This is a genomic window from Halalkalibacter alkalisediminis (assembly GCF_028610705.1).
GTDB classification, from domain to species: domain Bacteria; phylum Bacillota; class Bacilli; order Bacillales; family Bacillaceae_D; genus Halalkalibacter; species Halalkalibacter alkalisediminis.
Genome location: NZ_JAQQWT010000002.1, coordinates 364,879 through 384,049 on the forward strand (window position 1 = coordinate 364,879; position 19,171 = coordinate 384,049).

The 19,171-nt window shown below is 39.2% G+C and carries 16 protein-coding genes and 1 riboswitch; of the genes, 1 reads left to right on the top strand and 15 read right to left on the bottom strand.

Features of this window, described 5'->3' with window-relative positions:
- Nucleotide 1: 1 nt before the first annotated feature.
- The 12 genes from fni to prsW form a co-directional block, all read right to left on the bottom strand.
- Complete coding sequence (fni, locus tag PQ474_RS04350; RefSeq protein WP_273840802.1) at nt 2–1,051, bottom strand: type 2 isopentenyl-diphosphate Delta-isomerase; 1,050 nt, start codon at nt 1,049–1,051, stop codon at nt 2–4.
- Nucleotides 1,052–1,069: 18 nt separating this feature from the next.
- Complete coding sequence (gene rpsA, locus PQ474_RS04355; RefSeq protein ID WP_273840803.1) at nt 1,070–2,227, bottom strand: 30S ribosomal protein S1; 1,158 nt, start codon at nt 2,225–2,227, stop codon at nt 1,070–1,072.
- Nucleotides 2,228–2,323: 96 nt separating this feature from the next.
- Entirely contained in the window at nt 2,324–2,911 is a 588-nt protein-coding gene (locus PQ474_RS04360; RefSeq protein ID WP_273840804.1) for a lysophospholipid acyltransferase family protein, read from the bottom strand.
- Nucleotides 2,912–3,586, bottom strand: coding sequence for a (d)CMP kinase (gene cmk, locus PQ474_RS04365; RefSeq protein WP_273840805.1), 675 nt, complete (start codon nt 3,584–3,586; stop codon nt 2,912–2,914).
- A gap of 136 nt (nt 3,587–3,722) precedes the next feature.
- Nucleotides 3,723–4,394, bottom strand: coding sequence for a flagellar brake protein (locus PQ474_RS04370; protein WP_273840806.1), 672 nt, complete (start codon nt 4,392–4,394; stop codon nt 3,723–3,725).
- Between the two features lie 223 nt (nt 4,395–4,617).
- Nucleotides 4,618–5,967 (bottom strand): germination protein YpeB, encoded by a 1,350-nt coding sequence (gene ypeB / locus PQ474_RS04375; protein ID WP_273840807.1) that lies wholly within the window; start codon nt 5,965–5,967, stop codon nt 4,618–4,620.
- A 20-nt stretch (nt 5,968–5,987) separates the two neighbouring features.
- Entirely contained in the window at nt 5,988–7,004 is a 1,017-nt protein-coding gene (gene sleB / locus PQ474_RS04380) for a spore cortex-lytic enzyme (RefSeq protein WP_273840808.1), read from the bottom strand.
- Between the two features lie 236 nt (nt 7,005–7,240).
- Nucleotides 7,241–10,693: a methionine synthase gene (gene metH, locus PQ474_RS04385; protein WP_273840809.1), complete on the bottom strand. Its 3,453-nt coding sequence runs from the start codon at nt 10,691–10,693 to the stop codon at nt 7,241–7,243.
- Nucleotides 10,694–10,717: 24 nt separating this feature from the next.
- The gene (locus PQ474_RS04390) at nt 10,718–12,565 is read right to left on the bottom strand and encodes a bifunctional homocysteine S-methyltransferase/methylenetetrahydrofolate reductase (protein ID WP_273840810.1); all 1,848 of its coding nucleotides are present in this window, start codon (nt 12,563–12,565) and stop codon (nt 10,718–10,720) included.
- Nucleotides 12,566–12,579: 14 nt separating this feature from the next.
- Nucleotides 12,580–13,698 carry a methionine biosynthesis PLP-dependent protein gene (locus PQ474_RS04395; RefSeq protein WP_273840811.1) on the bottom strand — a complete coding sequence of 373 codons (1,119 nt, stop codon included), beginning with the start codon at nt 13,696–13,698 and terminating at the stop codon, nt 12,580–12,582.
- Nucleotides 13,699–13,780: 82 nt separating this feature from the next.
- Nucleotides 13,781–13,888: riboswitch (SAM riboswitch) on the bottom strand.
- A 101-nt stretch (nt 13,889–13,989) separates the two neighbouring features.
- Nucleotides 13,990–14,151, bottom strand: coding sequence for a hypothetical protein (locus tag PQ474_RS04400; protein ID WP_273840812.1), 162 nt, complete (start codon nt 14,149–14,151; stop codon nt 13,990–13,992).
- Between the two features lie 30 nt (nt 14,152–14,181).
- Entirely contained in the window at nt 14,182–14,829 is a 648-nt protein-coding gene (gene prsW, locus PQ474_RS04405; protein WP_273840813.1) for a glutamic-type intramembrane protease PrsW, read from the bottom strand.
- A 105-nt stretch (nt 14,830–14,934) separates the two neighbouring features.
- Here prsW and PQ474_RS04410 point away from each other — a divergent pair, with 105 nt between their 5' ends.
- On the top strand, nt 14,935–15,903 hold the full coding sequence (locus PQ474_RS04410; protein WP_273840814.1) for an asparaginase: 969 nt from the start codon (nt 14,935–14,937) through the stop codon (nt 15,901–15,903).
- Nucleotides 15,904–15,971: 68 nt separating this feature from the next.
- Here PQ474_RS04410 and PQ474_RS04415 read toward each other — a convergent pair whose 3' ends face one another.
- The 3 genes from PQ474_RS04415 to PQ474_RS04425 form a co-directional block, all read right to left on the bottom strand.
- Entirely contained in the window at nt 15,972–16,937 is a 966-nt protein-coding gene (locus PQ474_RS04415) for a YpdA family putative bacillithiol disulfide reductase (RefSeq protein WP_273840815.1), read from the bottom strand.
- Between the two features lie 72 nt (nt 16,938–17,009).
- Nucleotides 17,010–18,272 (bottom strand): Glu/Leu/Phe/Val family dehydrogenase, encoded by a 1,263-nt coding sequence (locus PQ474_RS04420; RefSeq protein WP_273840816.1) that lies wholly within the window; start codon nt 18,270–18,272, stop codon nt 17,010–17,012.
- Between the two features lie 193 nt (nt 18,273–18,465).
- On the bottom strand, nt 18,466–19,074 hold the full coding sequence (locus PQ474_RS04425; RefSeq protein WP_273840817.1) for a genetic competence negative regulator: 609 nt from the start codon (nt 19,072–19,074) through the stop codon (nt 18,466–18,468).
- Nucleotides 19,075–19,171: the final 97 nt, after the last annotated feature.

The window sequence follows — 19,171 nt, forward strand, 5'->3', positions numbered from 1 at the left end:
ATTATCTTTGACTTATATCACTTATATCTAATCCTCGTTGAGATGCCCAATGAAAGGTATCCCCTGAAATAACAAGCGGCACTTCTTTTAGTTGTTGTGGAGCGTGTAGTTGTAGCGCTGTTAAGATCATCTTCAAATCTTTTTGAAGCTCTGTTATTTCTGTAATAAGTGCTTCTTGACCTTTCTCTACCAATATCTTTAGAAAATGCCCAGCAAATCCGCCAGCACAGGCTCCTAACGCCATTGCTTTAGCGAGATCTAGTGCCGTTTGTAGACCACCGGACGCCAAAACGTGAAGAGTCGTTCTCGCATCTTTCGCTTCCAAGAGGGAACAAGTCGTTGTTATTCCCCAGTCATCAAAGAAATCTAATCGACGCTGTCGGCGTTCATTTTCAATCCTCGAGAAATTAGTGCCTCCAAAACCACCAACATCCACTGCTTCTACACCGACTGAAGCCAGTTTGGAAACAGTGGATTTACTCATGCCATAGCCGACCTCTTTGACAATAACAGGGACTTCTAGTTGATGAACAAGATGTTCAATTCTAGTTAGTGTTTTTGTGAAATCTCGATCTCCCTCAGGCATCACAAGTTCCTGGATAACGTTCACATGGAGTTGAAATGCATTCGCTTCAAGCATATCAATCGCTCTCTTTGCTTGATCAACAGTAGCCTCACTCCCTAAATTCGCAAAAATAATACCTTTGGAATGAATACGGCGTACAACCTCATAAGTCGATCTTTGTTCCTGATCTTTAAGCGCCGCCATTTGTGAACCTACAGCCATCCCTATATTCGTCTCAGCTGCCACCTCTGCAAGTTGTTGATTAATTTCTTTTGTACGCTCTCCGCCGCCGCCGGTCATCGCATTGATAAAAATCGGCGAACTAAGGTGTAGTTCGCCGATTTCCGATGTAAGACTAATTTCATTAATGTTTATTTCAGGTATGCTATTGTGTACAAACTTAAGATCCTGAAACCCATGAGAATTTGCTTGACCGGTTATAAGAGCGTGATTAATATGATCTAGCTTTCGCGCTGACCTATTCATCTCATCACCCTGTTGTCATTAATTTTTATATTTCTTTAATTGGTCACCAATCATATCACCAAGTGAAAAACCACTTTGATCATCTTGCTTTGACGCCTCATAAGCTTGATAATCTTCATCCGATGTATCTTCTTTTTCAAGTAAATCACGGATGCTTAAGGAGATACGTTTTTCTTGAATGTTTACATCCAAAACTTTCACCTGCACGGTTTCACCCTCCGAAAGGACTTCAGAAGGTGTGCCGATATGTCGGTTAGCAATTTGTGAAATATGCACTAACCCCTCAACGCCTGGAGCTAATTCAACGAAAGCACCGAAGGAAACTAATCTTCTTACGGTTCCGTCGAGTACATCACCAGTTGACACAGTTCCTGAGAAAGCTTCCCAAGGTCCAGGTTGAGTATCTTTAATAGAAAGAGAAACGCGCTCACTATCTTGATCGACTGAAAGAATTTTAACTTTAACGTTTTCCCCTTCTTTCACTACATCAGATGGTTTATCGACTCGATGATGAGCAAGTTGAGAAATATGTACTAAACCATCTACCCCTCCAACATCAATAAAAGCACCAAAATCCGTTAAACGTTGAACTTTCCCTTCTACAATATCACCAGCTTTCAGCGATTGTAGTACAGAACGCTTTCTACCTTCTAATTCTTCATCTAAGACCGCTCGCTGAGAAAGAATTAATTTATTATTCTCTTTATCAATTTCTTCTACTTTCAATCGAAGTTTCTTTCCTTTGTAATCAGAAAAATCTTCGACAAAATGACGTTCGACTAAAGAGGCTGGAATAAATCCTCTAACTCCTAAGTCGACAACCAATCCACCTTTAACTACATCGGCAACTTCCACTTCTAAAATTTGCCCGGAGTCATAAGCTTGTTGAAGTTCGTCCCACGCTTTCTCTGCTTGCACAGCACGCTTTGAAAGAATGAGCTCATCGTCCTCTACTTTGAGAACCTTTAATTCTAGCTCATCGTCAACTGAAAGAACATCACTCACTTTTTCAACATGTAAACTTGATAATTCACTAATAGGAACAATACCGTCTACCTTAAATCCCACATCTACAAATGCTTGTTTATCTTCTACTTTCGATACTTTCCCTGTAACAATTTCTCCTACAGAAAAAGATTTTATTTTCGTCACTTCGTTGTTCATTTCTTCGACCATTGACTTTTGCCTCCTTCAAGCCCGCATTATATACGGTTATCTTTCTTTTATTATAACGAACTTTCGACAGGTGCGAAAACTCGTATATACCCTAATTTAATTAGTCGTGTGTTGTTCAAGTAACAATCTAATCTCATTCATAATGACTTCAGTTGCTTCCTCAGCTGACGCCTTTTCTTCTCTTAATTGAGTAAAGTCAATTGGCTCACCGTAGACAAGCTTCAACGTTTTAGACCGTTTATATGGTCCAATAATCGCACACGGGATAACGACAGCATCTGTACGTAGAGCAAAGAAACCAGCTCCAGATAACCCCTTTTGCAGTTGTCCATCTTTGCTTCTCGTTCCTTCAGGAAATAAGCCGAGGACATTCCCCTCTTTTAACAGCTTTAAAGCTGTACGAAGCGCTTGTTTGTCACTCATTCCTCGACGAACCGGAAAAGCACCTAATTTAGGTAGTAATTGTTTTAAAATTGGTTGTTCAAATAATTCCTGCTTTGCCATATAGTGTACTTGGCGCTCTATGTAAGAACCAAGGAGTGGAGGATCAAAGTTATGGATATGATTACAACAAAGAATCGTCCCCCCCTTATTGGGAATGTTCTCCTTCCCCCTTACTTCTACTTTATAAGAAGACGAAAGAAACATTCTACACACACTTCGACCAAACTGATAAATACCCATTTATGTCGTTCTCTCCTTTGCTAGCTCAATAATTAGTTCAGCAACTTCTGGTATAGACAACGTTGTTGAATCAATTTCTATAGCATCATTAGCCATTTTCAAAGGAGCAAACTCACGTGTGGAATCAAGTTCATCACGGCGAGCAATATCAAGTTTTAATTGTTCGAAATCGGAGTCGATTCCTTTTGCTTGCTGTTCTTCAAAACGACGCCTTGCACGCTCCTCGACAGAAGCTGTAAGAAAGACTTTTAATTTGGCATCCGGCAAGACAAATGTCCCAATGTCTCTACCATCAAGTACTGCATGTCCACCTTCAGCTAACTTCCTTTGCCGTTCAACCATTTCAACACGTACTAACTCGTGACTTGAAACGAGCGAAACATTGGATGTGACCTCTTTTGTTCGTATGACATCCGTAACATCCTCCTCATTAAGAAAAACACGAACTCCACTCTTTTCATGTTTAAGAGAGATATCTATTTGACTTAATAATTTAAATAGAGAAGGTCCATCATTCAATTCAATTTCATCCCTTAAAGCTGCATAGGTTAACGCACGGTACATCGCACCCGTGTCAATATACAAAAATGAAAGTTGTTCAGCTACTAGCTTGGCGACTGTACTCTTTCCTGCACCAGCAGGTCCATCAATTGCAATATTCATCTTCTTGTTCATTTACATAGCACCTCTAAACAAACAATTGAAAGTGTTTTCAATTGGTCAAACATTCCAATTGTTCTCATTATTATCTTATCATACTCTGACTGCTTGGTCTAACGAAAGCTTATGAATCTGTCAGATATTTCCGAAATCAGGCTTCATTTTTACGACGAAGCGCTAATTGCCTTTCAAAACAAAATCGGATTATTTTCTGTTGATCCCGTTCATCTACATTTAAAAATTGCAATGAAGCTCTTAGTCTTGCATCAGGTCTTGGTTGGTATACACGAACGATTTTGCAGTAGGCTTTTACATATGCGATATCTCCAGATTGCATGTGTAAAACGAGCCATAAATTAAGTTCCCCAACCTCTGGCAAAGTTTGATCCTGTGGGATTACAATACTACACCCCCCACCACTTAAATCAAGTGTAACCGTTCTAAACGGAGAAAAACCCTTTTCAATTGGATATATTGCTGCGTCTACTGTAGTTTCCACTCTTACGTAGTTTCTCCGTTGAATGCGCAAGTATTTTTCTTTACCCGGATTCTTCAAAAGCAGTACAGGAATATTCCCTTTTCTCCTCCCAATGATCTCCGTGTCAAATGCATATACCGCATCGTCATCTGCAATAAAAGAGGCTCGAAACTCTGTTCCATCGAAGAAAAAACTAGGTTTGTTTGTTTCTTCATTGATAGGATAATCGATAACGTAAATAGAATCAGTACGATCAACTAACCGGCAACGGAAACGAGTCTTTTTTTTCTCAAACTCTTTCATTTCCTCTAATTCTAAAGAGATCGTAGTACCAATAGTAATCAAGCTTCTTACTCCTTCCAAACCTTTATAAGTTACTGTTTCTAAACGAATTATTCACCTAATTCTAAAGCATCTGACGCAATCCCTATGTCATCACAATAAAGCGTTAAGATGACTTGCTTTTTTGCTTCCAATTAAACCTTTGATTATGTACACGCATAGTTTCTATTATTGCACGAAAGTCCAAAAAAAAGAAGAAGCATCTCCTGCTTCTTCTTTTCTTTCATTAGGTGAAATCATAGACCGGTTCTGAGTTATTTAAACGTTCAACTTTCTCTTCTTCACCATCTTCAGCATTAATAAAAATACGATACGTATCATCATCAATGACACCAAAAAACTCATAACAAAGCACTTCTTCACCTAAATCATTTTCTATTACAGCAATATGATCCTCCATTACATCTAAACGAGGGTTTAAACGTTCACTAGCCTCTTCACTAGTGATCTTAGGGTCAGGAATATTGCGCTTCTTATGATTTATTAAGTAAGCTTTTGCTTCATAACCTAAGATATCTCCATCATCCAATGCAACTTCTAACGAAATTAAATCGTTATAGACACGAACATTATCCTCAAGATGAACAAATTCTAATAACGCAATTGAATCATATTGTCTGCTATCTATTAACTGCATGCCTTCTTTTCCGTTATCTTCAAGAAATTTTTGTGCGATTTCCACAGCTTCATTTAAACTGATCTCTTGTTCCTCAATTTGCCGGTCTTGCAAGAACCAAATCGGTTCTCCACCATTAACACTTACATCCATGTAGTAATTCGTTTCATGATCGGGATCATCTACCACAATCGTATAAGCAGGGTACGCCAATCCATTTCCTGTTTCCGATACATGTACAGTAGCTTGTTCTCCAACTTCTAAATACTGACGTGCGACATTTTCAGCATCTTCTTTTGAAGTAGGTTCACCGTCTAATGCTCTCTTTAACTCACCATTCAGGTCATCAATAGCAGCTAAACCAGCACCCCATTCCGTTTCACTATAGCTTTTAATGGATTTGTTCATCACTTCTAAATTATTAACCATCATGTTATCAAGCGGTTCTTCTGAGGCAGCCATTTCAGCATCAATATCAACCCATTGATCTCCATTTGCTAACATCATTGCCTGCGACTTACGGACTTCTTCTCTAATTTCTTTAGAGTATCCATACAGCTTTTGTAAAGTTTCATATTCTTGATCCGTTAGTGGATCCGTTTCAAGATCTCGTATCGAAGTTCGATAACTAAAACGACCTAACTTGAATAAAAATTCTTCTGTTTTTCCTAAGTCTACAGAACTAAGTGGAAGTTGTCCGATGTTCTCTTGAGCCAGACTAACGATTCTCCATACATCAGCCAAAGCAGGCGTTAATTGACGACGTGTATTCATTGCTAACGTCGCCCCTAGTTGATCTTCAATTTGATCAATATGAAAGGCTAGCTCATGAAACGCACGCTGATAATTGTTTTCTGCCGTAATTTTTAGCATAGCCTTTTCTTCACGTTCTTGGAAACCCCAATTACCTGTCGCCACAACGGCAATGGCTAAAAGTCCAATTACAAAATTTCGTACCATAACTACTCACCTCCAAAAAATTAATGACAGAATATATGCTTTCCAATTCTCTTAATTTGTGGTCTTGACCAAATCCAACCCGATGTAGCTGTGTCTGGATTAAAATAATAAATCGCGTTTCCAGTTGGATCTTGACCATTAATCGCATCAAGAACTGCTCGACGTGCTGTTTCATTAGGTGTCATATAAATTTGCCCGTCCGCTACAGCTGTAAAAGCTCTAGGTTCAAAAATAACACCAGAAACGGTATTTGGAAAAGTCGGACTATTAATGCGGTTTATAATAACCGCTGCAACTGCCACTTGTCCTACATAAGGCTCCCCACGTGCTTCACCATATACGGCTTGAGCCATAAGTTGAATGTCATTCTCAGAATATCCAGGAGGTACATTTGTAGCCTTTTGAATATTCACATCATTATCAGCCTCTTCAGGTGTCTCTTCATACGGAACAGGTTCTCCTGGAGTTGGTTCCGGTTGCTCTTGCTCTTCTGGAGCTGGTTCTGGTTGTTCTTGCGGCTGTTGTGGTGTTTCACCCGCTCCTGGTTGTTCACCTGCTTGTGGTTGTTGCTGTGGTGCTCCCGGTTGTGGTTGCTCTTGACGCTGAGCAGTCCCTTGAGCTTGACCATCGTTACTTCCTTTTGGTCCTTTCTGTATTTCTTTAGGAGTTCCACCGTAGTGAGTAAATTTCCGTCCTTCATTTAATGCTTTTTTTACAAACTCTTCATTGTATTTAGTTGCTCTTTCTAACATATCTTTCATTTTCGGCCCTACAAGACCATCAATCTCTAAACCAAATTCACTTTGAAAATTTCGGACAGCCCAATAAGTGCTCCACCCGTAAACTCCATCGATTGTACCGTCATAAAAGCCGTTGTACTGAAGACGGGCTTGAAGTTCAACGACATCGTCACCTGTTGCACCTCTTTGAATGATTTGATCAGTGAATGCGTGAGTTGGAGAAGCTTGACTGATCAAGCCGATACAAATGAATGCCATGATAAGTGGAATCTTAAACGAAAACAGATTACGTTTCATGGTGTATACCTCCTTGTGTTCATGTTATCTGTTTCATGACACTACTTTTTTGGTCATGATTGATATGGATATTGTTTGTTAGCATTCTCTTTTTATACAATTTTTGAGCAAAAACTTACCATAATTCTTCCTAAACATCCTTGATATACAGTTTTGTCCAAGAAAAAACTGCTGAGAATATCTCAACAGTTTGAAGTGAAAGCGCATATAACAAAAGCCTACGTACTTATAAAATGTTAAGCTAACACATTAAAGTATCGGCCTTCAGGATGAGCAAATACCATTGCAGTAACGGATGCTTCAGGCTCCATCATAAATCCTTCTGTTAATTGAACGCCAATTTTTTCTGGTTTTAATAATGAAAATAATTTCTCTTGATCCTCCAAATTTGGACAAGCAGGATAGCCAAAAGAAACTCGCACACCTTGGTACTTCGCTGAAAAACGATCTTCCATTGTCATGTCTGCAGAATCTGGGAAGCCCATTCGATCTCGCATTTGCTGGTGAACACGTTCAGCAAACCCTTCAGCTATTTCAAGAGCCGCTGCTTGGATTAAGTGACTATATAAATAATCTCCATCTCGTTTTGCTTGTTCCGCTAATTCTCTCACACCATGACCAGCAGTAACAGCTAAAAATCCTACATAGTCCATTTCACCACTTGAAACAGGACGTAAATAGTCTGCTAAACATAAAAATGGTTTATGACTTTGTCTCGGAAAAGAGAATCGTTCAATTTCAGTTTTCTGATCGGCTGGATCGTAGATAACGACATCATTCCCATCTGCTTGTGCAGGGAAGAATTGATACATACCGTGTGCTTGAATCCATTGATTTTGCTTTGCCTTAACTAAAAATTCGTCTACCTTCTCTTTTAAATCAACAGTTCTTGGATCTTTTTCTTCCAGCAGCCTACTAACTTTCCCTTGAATTCCAAGATGTCTACCAAGCAACATTTGCATATTAATATAGGGCTCCAAATGTGATAGTTTATAATCACGTAAAATATGTGCATCCAAATCGGTTGGCGTATAGATAGGTCCATCTCGCTTAACATCTGATTGGGCATTTTCGTCAACAGGACGCTCATTTAGCGGTTTCCGTTCAGTTGGACGTACTGCCTCTTTCTTCGCTCGAGCTTCTGCAAGTTCTTCCGCAAGACGTTCACGTTCCTCTGGCTTAGCTAAGCGATTGGCTATATCCAACCCATTCATAGCATCTTTCGCGTATAAAACGAGACCATCATATTCAGCCGCAATTTTTGTATCAGTAAATTTTCTCGTTAACGCCGCTCCCCCAACCAAAATAGGTATGGAAATATTTTGTTGTCGTAAATCTTGAGCAGTTAACACCATTTGTTGAGCTGATTTCACTAGTAGGCCAGATAAACCAACCGCGTCAGGATCTTCTCTTTTTACAGCTTCTATTAATTCATTGGACGTAACTTTAATACCTAGATTAACGATTTTAAAGCCGTTATTCCCTAGAATAATCTCAACTAAATTTTTCCCTATATCATGCACATCACCTTTAACGGTAGCGAGCAAAATTTTCCCTTTACCATTATCGTTTTCCTTTTGCTCCATATGTGGCTCTAAATGAGCAACCGATGCTTTCATCACTTCAGCACTTTGAAGAACTTCAGCAACAATCAACTCATTATTATTAAACAAACGGCCAACTTCATCCATTCCCGTCATTAGCGGACCATTAATAATATCTAACGGTTCAGAGTAAGTGGTTAAAGCTTCGTTCAAATCTTCCACTAATCCTTCTTTTGTTCCTTCCACAATATAGGAAGCCAATCGTTCTTCGAGTGTTAGATTGGAATTATCTACTTTTTTCTCTGCTTTTTTCCCTCGATAAAATGCTGTGAATTCAGCCAGAGTTTCATCCGTTGTATCAAATAAGAGTTTGCTCGACATCTCTTTTTGTTCATCGGGAATGGAGGCATATCTCTCTAATTTTTCTGTATTTACAATGGCATAGTCTAAACCAGCTTGCGTACAGTGATATAAGTAAACGGCATTTAATACTTCACGCCCAACAGGTGGCAATCCGAATGAGACGTTACTTACTCCTAAAATCGTTAAACATTTAGGAAGAGCTTCTTTAATTAGCCGAATACCTTCAACAGTAGCATTTGCTGAACCAATATACTGTTCATCACCTGTACCTACAGGAAAAACTAATGGATCAAAAATAATGTCCTCGGATTTCAGTCCATACTTATTGACAAGAAGGTCATGAGAGCGAACGGCTACTTCTAGTTTTTTCTCCGCTGTAACAGCCATCCCGTCCTCATCTATTGTTCCTACGACAACAGCAGCACCATAGCGTTTTATGATCGGAACAACTGCTTCAAACCGTTCTTCTCCATCTTCTAAATTAATTGAATTAATGATCGCTTTTCCTTGAGAGTAAGTCAATGCTTTTTCAATGACTTTTTCATCGGTTGAATCGATCATCAGCGGAACCTTTACTTTGTTGACAAGAAATTTAAGGAAGTTCTCCATATCTTCCATTTCTTCTCTGTCAGGATCTGCTAGACAAGCGTCAATAACATGCGCTCCTCTTTTTACTTGGGCACGCGCAATTTCTGAAGCTTCTTCAAACTTTCCTTCAGCAATTAGACGCTTAAATTTCCGTGATCCAATGACGTTCGTTCTTTCCCCTACAAATAATGGACGCATACTATCATCATAAATTAGTGGTTCTATTCCTGATACAGCATGAGGGTGAGATTGCTGAAAAACTCTAGGCTCAAACTCTCTCGTTGCCTCTACCATCGCCCTGATATGATCTGGCGTCGTTCCACAACATCCACCAACAATATTCAACCAGCCCTTTTCTGCAAATCCACGCAATTTGATGGCTAATGATTCTGGCGATTCATGATAATGACCTTCTTCATCAGGTAAACCAGCATTGGGGTAACAACTTACATAGGTGGTTGCTAATTCTGATAATGAGCGAATATGATCTCTCATAAATTCAGGTCCAGTCGCACAATTTAATCCAACGACCGTTGGGTTCATGTGTTCAAGCGACAAATAAAAAGCTTCAATATTCTGACCAGCTAACGTCGTTCCCATTGGTTCAATTGTTCCAGAAATGAAAATAGGTAACTTTACATTTAACTCTGTGAAAGCACGTTCAATTCCAATATAACCCGCTTTCACATTACGCATGTCCTGACTTGTTTCAAGCAACAGAATGTCTGCTCCACCACGGATAATCCCTCGTGTTTGTTCATGATAGGAATCAACTAATTTTTCAAAAGTGGTTCCTCCTGTCACAGATAAAGATTTAGTCGTTGGTCCCATTGCCCCAGCGACAAACCTTGGCCATTCTGGTGTAGAGAATTCATCTGCTACTTTTCTTGCAATCTCTGTAGCAACTCGGCTTAACTCTTCTGCTTTATAACCGAGATCATAATCGTCCAAAACAATATCTGTAGATCCGAAAGTATTTGTTTCTATAATATCTGCACCCGCTTCTAGGTAAGCACGGTGGATGTTTTCAATCACATGAGGAGCTGTTTCATTTAAATACTCATTACACCCCTCATACTCTTCTCCACCAAAATCTTCTGCCGATAAATTCGCTTGCTGAAGCATGGTCCCCATTGCCCCATCTAGTATGAGAATTTTCTTTTCAAGCTGTTGTTCAAATAAAGACTTAATCATAATTACGTCCTTTCTACTTCCTCATTATCTTGACAATGATCTATTATCTTGCAAAATTAATTTCTGTGATTCAATATATTGTGTTAACTCTACCGTAATTTCATAGCGGAGAAAAGGAGTGATTAAGTAAATCCCATTAAAATGAGATAAGGCTGCATCAATTAATGATTTAGCAATAACAATCCCTTCCTTCGTTGAAGCTTCTCTGTCCTCTCCACAAGCAGCCATTGCTGCTCGAATATCATCTGTCAACTTGATACCCGGAACTTCATTATGAAGAAACTCAGCGTTTCTTGTTCCTGTCAATGGCATAATCCCTATATAAATCGGCTCACTTATATGCTTCGTTTCTTCGGCAAGTGCTTCAATTTGATCCACACTATAAATCGGTTGAGTCATAAAATAATCCGCGCCGCTATTCACTTTTTTCTCCATTCGTTTCACAGCCTTATCCAAGTGCCTTACATTAGGATTAAAAGCTGCCCCGACAGAGAAATTAGCTTTTTGGCCTAGTTCTTTTCCAGAGAAGGAAATTCCTTCGTTCAATTGTTTAATTAATGAAATAAGTTGAAACGAACTTACATCGTAAACAGAAGTAGCCCCTGGAAAATCACCAATTTTCGTTGGGTCACCCGTAATAGCTAGAACATCGTCAATCCCTAAGGCATGAAGTCCCATTAAATGAGATTGTAATCCGATTAGGTTTCGATCGCGACACGTTATATGAACGAGTGGACGAACACCAACCTGCTCTTTAATCATGGCTCCAAGCGCTAAATTATCAACTCTAGGAGAGGCCAGAGAATTATCCGCCAAAGTAACTGCATCAACTCCAGCCTCTTTCAAGGCTTTTGCTCCGTCCATAAATTTCTTCGTACTAAGCTTTTTAGGTGGATCAAGTTCAACAATAACAGACTTTCGCTCTTTAACAAGTTCTGGTAAAGGCCGTTGTTTTCTAGGTATATGAATCGCTTCACGAGCTATTTGCAAAGGGCGAACCACTTTTTGAGTAGCAGGCTTTGTTTGGGCTCTTACTTCTGAGAAAGCTTGGATTAATTCTGGATTCGTTCCACAACATCCTCCTAGCAGTCTAACCCCTTGCTGAATAAATTTTTCTCCCATCGCTTTAAAATAATCTATATTTGATTCGTAATAAACACGACCATCCCGAAAATCTGGCAGACTAGCATTCGGATAAGCAGAGAAGAATGCATCTTGTCTAAGTGGAATCGTTTCAAATGACCTGAGCATGTGAAATGGGCCCGTCCGACAATTTAACCCAACGACATCTGCTCCTACAGCCGTTAATTGATTAAAAGCTTCTGAAATAGGAATGCCTCCATTCATAACACTTACATCACCTAAGGACAAGTTAACGACAAGTGGCAAATTCGTTAATTTGCGTGCTAAACCAGCTGCCATTTTGGCTTCCTCTAAGTCGTAAAACGTTTCTAATAATAAACCATCAACACCTTCTGATAACAATTCGTTCATTTGTTCTGATAAGGCTACTTCGATTTCTCGCAAGCTCCATTCTTCAAGTTGAAAACGTCTAACTCCTCCGAGGGTTCCAAATACATACGTTTTTTCGTCTGCCGCTTTTTTAGCCAGTTGAACAGCCGCCTGGTTTAATTCTCTTGCTCGCCTCTCTAGCCCGTATTTCTCCAATTTTAATGTGTTGGCGGCATACGTATTCGTTTGTATGATATCAGCGCCTGCTTCCACATATTTTCTATGCACACTTAAGACTTTTTCAGGTTGTAAAACATTTACTTCTTCGAAACATTGGTCTACACCATTTTCATACAATAAGGTACCCATTGCTCCATCACCAATTAAAACCTCTGATTTTATTTGTTTTAGGAAACTCATTCCTTCTCCTCCTTTTATGACTGAATATGTTCTTTGACGAAGCGAAAAGCTTGATCCAGATCAGCAATTAAATCTTTATCGCGTTCAATGCCAACCGAGAAACGAAGGAGGCGATTACAAACACCATTAGCGATTCTAATATCTTCTGGTATGTCCATGTGCGTTTGTGTAGCAGGGTATGTCATTAAGCTTTCCACTCCGCCTAAACTCTCCGCAAAGGATACTAGCTTCAACTGTTGGAGGAACGGGTTCACCCAAGCCTCATGCAGAATTCTAAATGAAATCATGCCACCCTTACCTGGATAAAGAACATCGGTAACACCGTCTTGATCCTCTAAATACTCGACTAGTGCTTTTGCATTTTCTTCGTGTTTATCCATTCGAAGGGCAAGTGTTTTCATTCCTCTTATTAAGAGATACGAATCAAACGCTGATAAAATGGCTCCAATTCCGTTATGATAATAACCAATGCGATCACAAAGTTCTTTTCCTTTAGCTGCAATCAATCCCGCAATGACATCATTATGCCCACCTAAGTATTTCGAGGCACTATGTATAACAATGTCAGCTCCGTCAACGAGTGGTTGCTGCAATAAGGGTGTATAAAATGTATTATCAACAATTAATAACAATCCATGTTTTTGAGCTATTTTAGCTAAGTCAGGTATCGAAGCTTCCTGCATTAAAGGATTTGTTGGCGTTTCAATAAAGAGTGCTTTTGTTTTCTCAGTTATACATTGCTCAAACTGCTCTAACTTCCTTGGATCTGCGAAGACAAAAGATAGTCCCCACCGATTCCAACCTTGTTCAAATAAACGGTATGTCCCCCCATATAAATCTTGAGAGGCTAAAATTTCATCACCTTGTTCAAATAAGGATAACACCGTTTGAATCGCAGCCATCCCCGAACTACAGGCAAACCCTCTATCTCCCTCTTCTAATCTAGCGATCGCGTTCTCAACTACTTCGCGTGTCGGATTTCCCGTCCGTGCATAATCATAACCTGTTGATTCTCCAATTCCTGTATGTCGATAAGCCGTTGAAAAGTAAACGGGGGTATTTATTGTACCAGTTCGATCTTCAGACCTGTTTCCTAATTGTACTAAAATCGTTTCAAGTTTGTCTCTGTTCATAAAGGTATCCTCCAGTTTATCTAGAAATTAAAAAAACCACCTTCGATAATAAGAAGAAGGTGGTTGTATCATTGGGCTCTTCTTCTTATCTTTCAAGTCGGTTGACTTGATGGAATTAGCACCTGACCAAATCCTTTGGCTGGTTGCTGAGACATCATAGGGCCATTCCCTCCGTCTCTCTTGATAAGAAATTTTTATTAAATTTTAATTATTCATTTAATCAAAATTACAACAATTCTCATAATATTGCAAGCATAATTTTAAAATGTTCACTCAAATAAGTCAACTAGTCTACTCAAGAGTCGCATCAATATTTAACGTTTCTTCATTTCCACAAATGCAACGTTTAAAACCAGTTTCATATTCACCTTTTTCATTTCGTCTTCCCCGTAAAATGTATTTTTCACCACATACAGGGCAACGAATTACGATTCGATAACGTCCTTCAGCCATATTATTCACCCTTTACTTCGTTCTTTTCCTTTAGTGGTCTAATTGGTTTGCTTGTTTCACTTTATTTAATGCTACCCACCAGAGCAATAACATAAACGGAATAAGTCCAATTAAAAAGTAAATATCGAAAATAATTAAAATGAAATCATACATTCCATGTAAACCAACAGGCAATAGAATAGATAATAACAAATGCTTCTTTCGATTTTCTGTTTCCACTTTTGCCCGCCCCAAATAGTAACCCATGATGACTCCATATAAAGCATGGCTCGAAACGGGTAACAACGCGCGTCCAAAGGCTGTTTCAAGCCCATTAGCAATTAGATAAAGAACATTTTCTACTGTCGCAAAACCTAAAGATAATGATACTCCAAACACAATCCCATCATAACGCTTCGAAAAAGTAGCATGCTGATAGGCAAACGCCCATAATAAAAACCACTTAAAGAACTCTTCCACGAACCCATATAAAATAAAAGCCCGACTGAACGGTTCAGTGAAGTAACCTTCAACCGTGAAAGCATACTGTAAAACCATAACAGGAAAAACAAGAAGAACCCCAATTAAGAACGTACGAAAGACTAAACCATTTGTCGTAGTACTATAATGATTCTTTAAGTAAAAATAAGATAATAATGCCATCCCTGGCGCCATTGCTGCTGTTACAATTGCAAACAATTCGCCCTTCCTTTCTTCTTGCATCGCTCTTTTTTATATAGATTAATTTATTAGATATGTTATTATGTATGAGATAAAAAGACTAACATTCATCGAGGTGCCTATATGAAAAAAATACTTGTCTTACATACAGGGGGCACAATTGCCATGCAAGAAAATGAGCAAGGTGCCGTCCAGCCAAACGTAATAAATCCATTATATTCCACTATCGAATCTCTATCAAGCATAGCGTCCGTTATTGTCGATGATTATCTTAATATACCGTCTCCACACATGACACCTGCGTTAATGGTTGACCTCGCTGAGCGATTAAAAGAGCGAGCGAAAATAGACCAATTGGATGGAATTGTCGTAACACACGGGACAGATACGCTAGAGGAAACGGCTTATTTGCTTGATCTCCTATTAGATTGGGATATACCTGTTGTCATTACGGGAGCGATGCGCTCAAGCAACGAACTAGGAGCCGACGGTCCACATAATTTAATTTCTGCCGTTCGAGTCGCTGCAAGTGATTCCGCTTGTGGGAAAGGTGTATTAGTCGCTTTAAACGATGAAATTCACACAGCAAAGAATGTGACAAAAACGCATTCGAGCAACATCGCTACCTTCCAAAGTCCACAATATGGTCCGATTGGAATAGTCACTAAACGAGGCGTGTTTTTCCATCATACTCTCTCTGATCGAGAATGCCACCCCGTAAAATCACTTACTAAAAAAGTGGCTTTACTTAAAACGTATGCCGGGATGGATCATACCATTATTGAAGCTGTCGCTGAAACTAAAATAGATGGATTAGTCATTGAAGCATTCGGCCAAGGAAACGTACCACCTCTAGTTATGGATGCCTTGACAAAACTCATCGATGCGAACATCCCAGTCGTGTTAGTTTCACGTTGTTTTAATGGAGTAGTCCAAGATACCTATGCCTATGAAGGTGGCGGCAGGTTGTTAAAAGAAAGAGGAGTCATCTTTACAAACGGTCTTAATGGTCAAAAAGCCAGACTAAAATTAATGGTAGTTTTAGAACAGACAACAGAACATGCTTCATTACAGGAATGGTTCTACAAATAAAACAGCTAAAGAAGCCAACTATGAGTATAAATGCTCTAGTTGGCTTCTCTTACTTTCAATTCATGCAATTACTTTCGTTTTTGGATGGCAGCTGCAATTTGCCCTCCATGAAAACGACCATTTTCAATAAAAATCTCATTTGCATTATTGCCAGCTGCAATAACGCCTGCGATAAATAAACCCGAAATATTGGTTTCCATCGTCTCTGGATCAAAATGAGGACGACCGCTGTCATAATCAACTTCCACACCCATCTTCCGAAGAAACGAATGATCTGGATGATACCCTGTCATAGCAAAAACAAATTGAGCCGGCACCCTTTTTATTTGATCATTTTGTCTATAGATCACTTCCTCATTTGTAATCTCAATGACATCAGCATTAAATTCCAACTTAATTTGTTCATGTCGAACGAGGGAATCAAATTCTGGTAATATCCACGGCTTCACACTTGGTGAATATTGGGATCCACGGTATAGGTTCGTTACACGAGCTCCAGCCTTCTCTAGCTCCAGGGCCGCATCAACAGCTGAATTTTTCCCACCGATTACTACAACATCCATATCAAAGTATGGATGCGCCTCCTTAAAATAATGAAGCACATGCTCTTGATCTTCCCCAGGGACTCCCATCAAATTAGGAGAATCGTAGTAACCAGTGGCAACAATTACATACTTAGATGAATATTCCTCTTTAGTTGTTGTTATGAAGAAGTGTTCATCAGGGTGTTGCTTAACAGAGATCACTTGTTCATACGCTTGTACGCGAATATTTTTCCGCTTTACAACTTCACGATAGTAAACAAGTGCTTGGTTTCGTTTAGGCTTCCTGTCCTCAATGACAAATGGCAATCCTCCTATTTCAAGCTTTTCACTTGTACTAAAAAAAGTTTGATGTGTCGGATAACGATGAATGGCACTTACTACATTTCCTTTTTCAATCACTAATGGCAAAAGCCCCACTTCTAAACACGCAATCGCAGCCGCTAAGCCACACGGACCTCCCCCAATAATAATAACCTCTTCTTTTCTCATACAATCACCTCTTATACAATCAGAGCAACCCTTGCATCGATCGATACAAGGGTCACGTTAACCACAGCTAATTTACACCCATCCGCGGAATCTTGATGCTTCAGCCATTTTTCGAACGCCAATCATATACGCTGCAAGGCGCATATCCACCTTCCGAGTTCTTGATAGCTTATAAATATTCTCGAAAGAACCTACCATGACTGCTTCTAGCTTCCCTTCCACTTCTTCTTCCGTCCAGTAGTAACCTTGATTATTCTGAACCCATTCAAAATAAGAAACCGTTACTCCACCTGCACTTGCTAGAACATCAGGCACTAATAAAATGTCACGTTCCGTTAAAATACGTGTTGCTTCCATCGTAGTCGGGCCATTAGCAGCCTCTACCACAATGGATGCCTTTATTTCATGCGCATTTTTTTCTGTTATTTGATTTTCAATTGCTGCAGGAACTAGAATATCACAATCAAGCTCTAACAATTCTTCATTTGTGATCGTCTCTTTAAATAACTTCGTGACCGTTCCAAAACTATCACGTCGATCGAGCAAATAGTCAATATCTAGTCCTTCAGGATCATATAAAGCACCATACGCATCTGAAATCCCAACGACAATTGCTCCAGCATCATGCATAAATTTGGCTAAGAAACTGCCTGCATTGCCAAAGCCTTGGATTACAACACGAGCGCCCTCAATGTCAATTCCCTTTTTCTTAGCCGCTTCTCTTATACAGATTGTTACACCTTTAGCAGTAGCGGACTCTCGGCCATGAGATCCCCCTAATACAAGTGGCTTCCCTGTAATGAATCCAGGAGAATCGAACTCTCGAATACGACTATATTCATCAAGCATCCACGCCATAATTTGTGAATTGGTAAATACATCAGGAGCAGGAATATCTTTAGTTGGTCCAACGATTTGACTAATGGCGCGTACATACCCGCGACTAACCCGCTCTAGTTCCCTAAATGACATCTCTCGTGGATCACAAATGATTCCACCTTTGCCGCCTCCATACGGGAGGTCAACAATACCTGCCTTTAAACTCATCCATATTGAGAGTGCTTTTACTTCTTTTTCCGTCACATTAGGGTGAAAACGTACTCCCCCTTTTGTAGGTCCAACCGAATCATTGTGTTGAGCACGGAATCCAGTGAAAATCCTAGTAGAACCATCATCCATTCGAACTGGAATACGAACAGTTAACATTCGAATAGGCTCTTTCATTAATTCATACATTTCATCTGGATAACCGAGCTTGTCCAATGCTTTCTTTATGACACTTTGTGTCGATGCAAGCACATCGGTTTGTTCGGCTCGCTTTTCTTGTTCTGCCATTTCCCTTTTCACCTCAATAATGGTAATTAAAGCTTTTATCACTTCTAACTATAATGAAACGTGCGTAACTTTTCCACCTTTTATGAAAAGTTTTATACAAAAGAAATATCGAATTTTGTTTTTCAGAATAATCATTTTTTCCTTTCTGTTTACCCATGTCATTTGAAAGAAAAAAAGAACTGATAGTCGTTTATCAGTCCTTCCTATTTTCAATAAAACAACTGTATAGCTGTAAAATAGAATCAGCTTTCATTAGTTTTTTTCCGTACTCTTCAACTAAATACGAAGAGACTGTTGAAGGACTTCCAAATTCAGACAATAAAGCAACAAAAGCTTCTTCATCTACAACATCAACATCATATTCTTCAAATTTAATGAAATATTGATTCTGATAAGAATACAACTTTCCACCTTTTATTCCAAATGGATGGAGTCTTGAAGAAAGTGCAATCACATCTTCAATATCTTGAAACTCATAAAAAATATCATCTGTTTCATCAAGAGTTACTTGCATTTCAATATAACCCTCTTCAAATCCTTCTTCATCAAAGTCGTCATCTGCTTGACTCTTTGAAACGATGATTACCATTCCTTGAGCGGGCATTGCATACACTTCAACTGCAATAGGTCCATCAACTTTAAATCCTAATTCATCATCTGCTTCAATAATCATATCACGAAATAAGTCGTGAACTTTGGGAAGGTCTTGCCACAAATCTTCTTTAGTCAAACCTCTTTCGTGCATATCATCATAGGTTAAAAAAGCTTTGAATTTATCTGTATTTAAACGTTCAAGACGCATTTTAAACCCTCCTTATAACGAACGTCCATCATCACTTTCCAGGTCCGTCAATAACCGTTTACTATACAGTATGAAAGGACAGAAAAGAAGGTTCGAT

What these genes read in the sequence shown, in the direction of transcription:
- rpsA (WP_273840803.1), bottom strand. Translation starts at nt 2,227, where the DNA reads ATGGTCGAAGAAATGAACAACGAAGTGACGAAAATAAAATCTTTTTCT.
- PQ474_RS04410 (WP_273840814.1), top strand. Translation starts at nt 14,935, where the DNA reads ATGAAAAAAATACTTGTCTTACATACAGGGGGCACAATTGCCATGCAA.
- cmk (WP_273840805.1), bottom strand. Translation starts at nt 3,586, where the DNA reads ATGAACAAGAAGATGAATATTGCAATTGATGGACCTGCTGGTGCAGGA.
- fni (WP_273840802.1), bottom strand. Translation starts at nt 1,051, where the DNA reads ATGAATAGGTCAGCGCGAAAGCTAGATCATATTAATCACGCTCTTATA.
- PQ474_RS04400 (WP_273840812.1), bottom strand. Translation starts at nt 14,151, where the DNA reads ATGGCTGAAGGACGTTATCGAATCGTAATTCGTTGCCCTGTATGTGGT.
- PQ474_RS04390 (WP_273840810.1), bottom strand. Translation starts at nt 12,565, where the DNA reads ATGAGTTTCCTAAAACAAATAAAATCAGAGGTTTTAATTGGTGATGGA.
- ypeB (WP_273840807.1), bottom strand. Translation starts at nt 5,967, where the DNA reads ATGGTACGAAATTTTGTAATTGGACTTTTAGCCATTGCCGTTGTGGCG.
- PQ474_RS04360 (WP_273840804.1), bottom strand. Translation starts at nt 2,911, where the DNA reads ATGGGTATTTATCAGTTTGGTCGAAGTGTGTGTAGAATGTTTCTTTCG.
- PQ474_RS04425 (WP_273840817.1), bottom strand. Translation starts at nt 19,074, where the DNA reads ATGCGTCTTGAACGTTTAAATACAGATAAATTCAAAGCTTTTTTAACC.
- PQ474_RS04395 (WP_273840811.1), bottom strand. Translation starts at nt 13,698, where the DNA reads ATGAACAGAGACAAACTTGAAACGATTTTAGTACAATTAGGAAACAGG.
- PQ474_RS04415 (WP_273840815.1), bottom strand. Translation starts at nt 16,937, where the DNA reads ATGAGAAAAGAAGAGGTTATTATTATTGGGGGAGGTCCGTGTGGCTTA.
- PQ474_RS04420 (WP_273840816.1), bottom strand. Translation starts at nt 18,272, where the DNA reads ATGGCAGAACAAGAAAAGCGAGCCGAACAAACCGATGTGCTTGCATCG.
- metH (WP_273840809.1), bottom strand. Translation starts at nt 10,693, where the DNA reads ATGATTAAGTCTTTATTTGAACAACAGCTTGAAAAGAAAATTCTCATA.
- sleB (WP_273840808.1), bottom strand. Translation starts at nt 7,004, where the DNA reads ATGAAACGTAATCTGTTTTCGTTTAAGATTCCACTTATCATGGCATTC.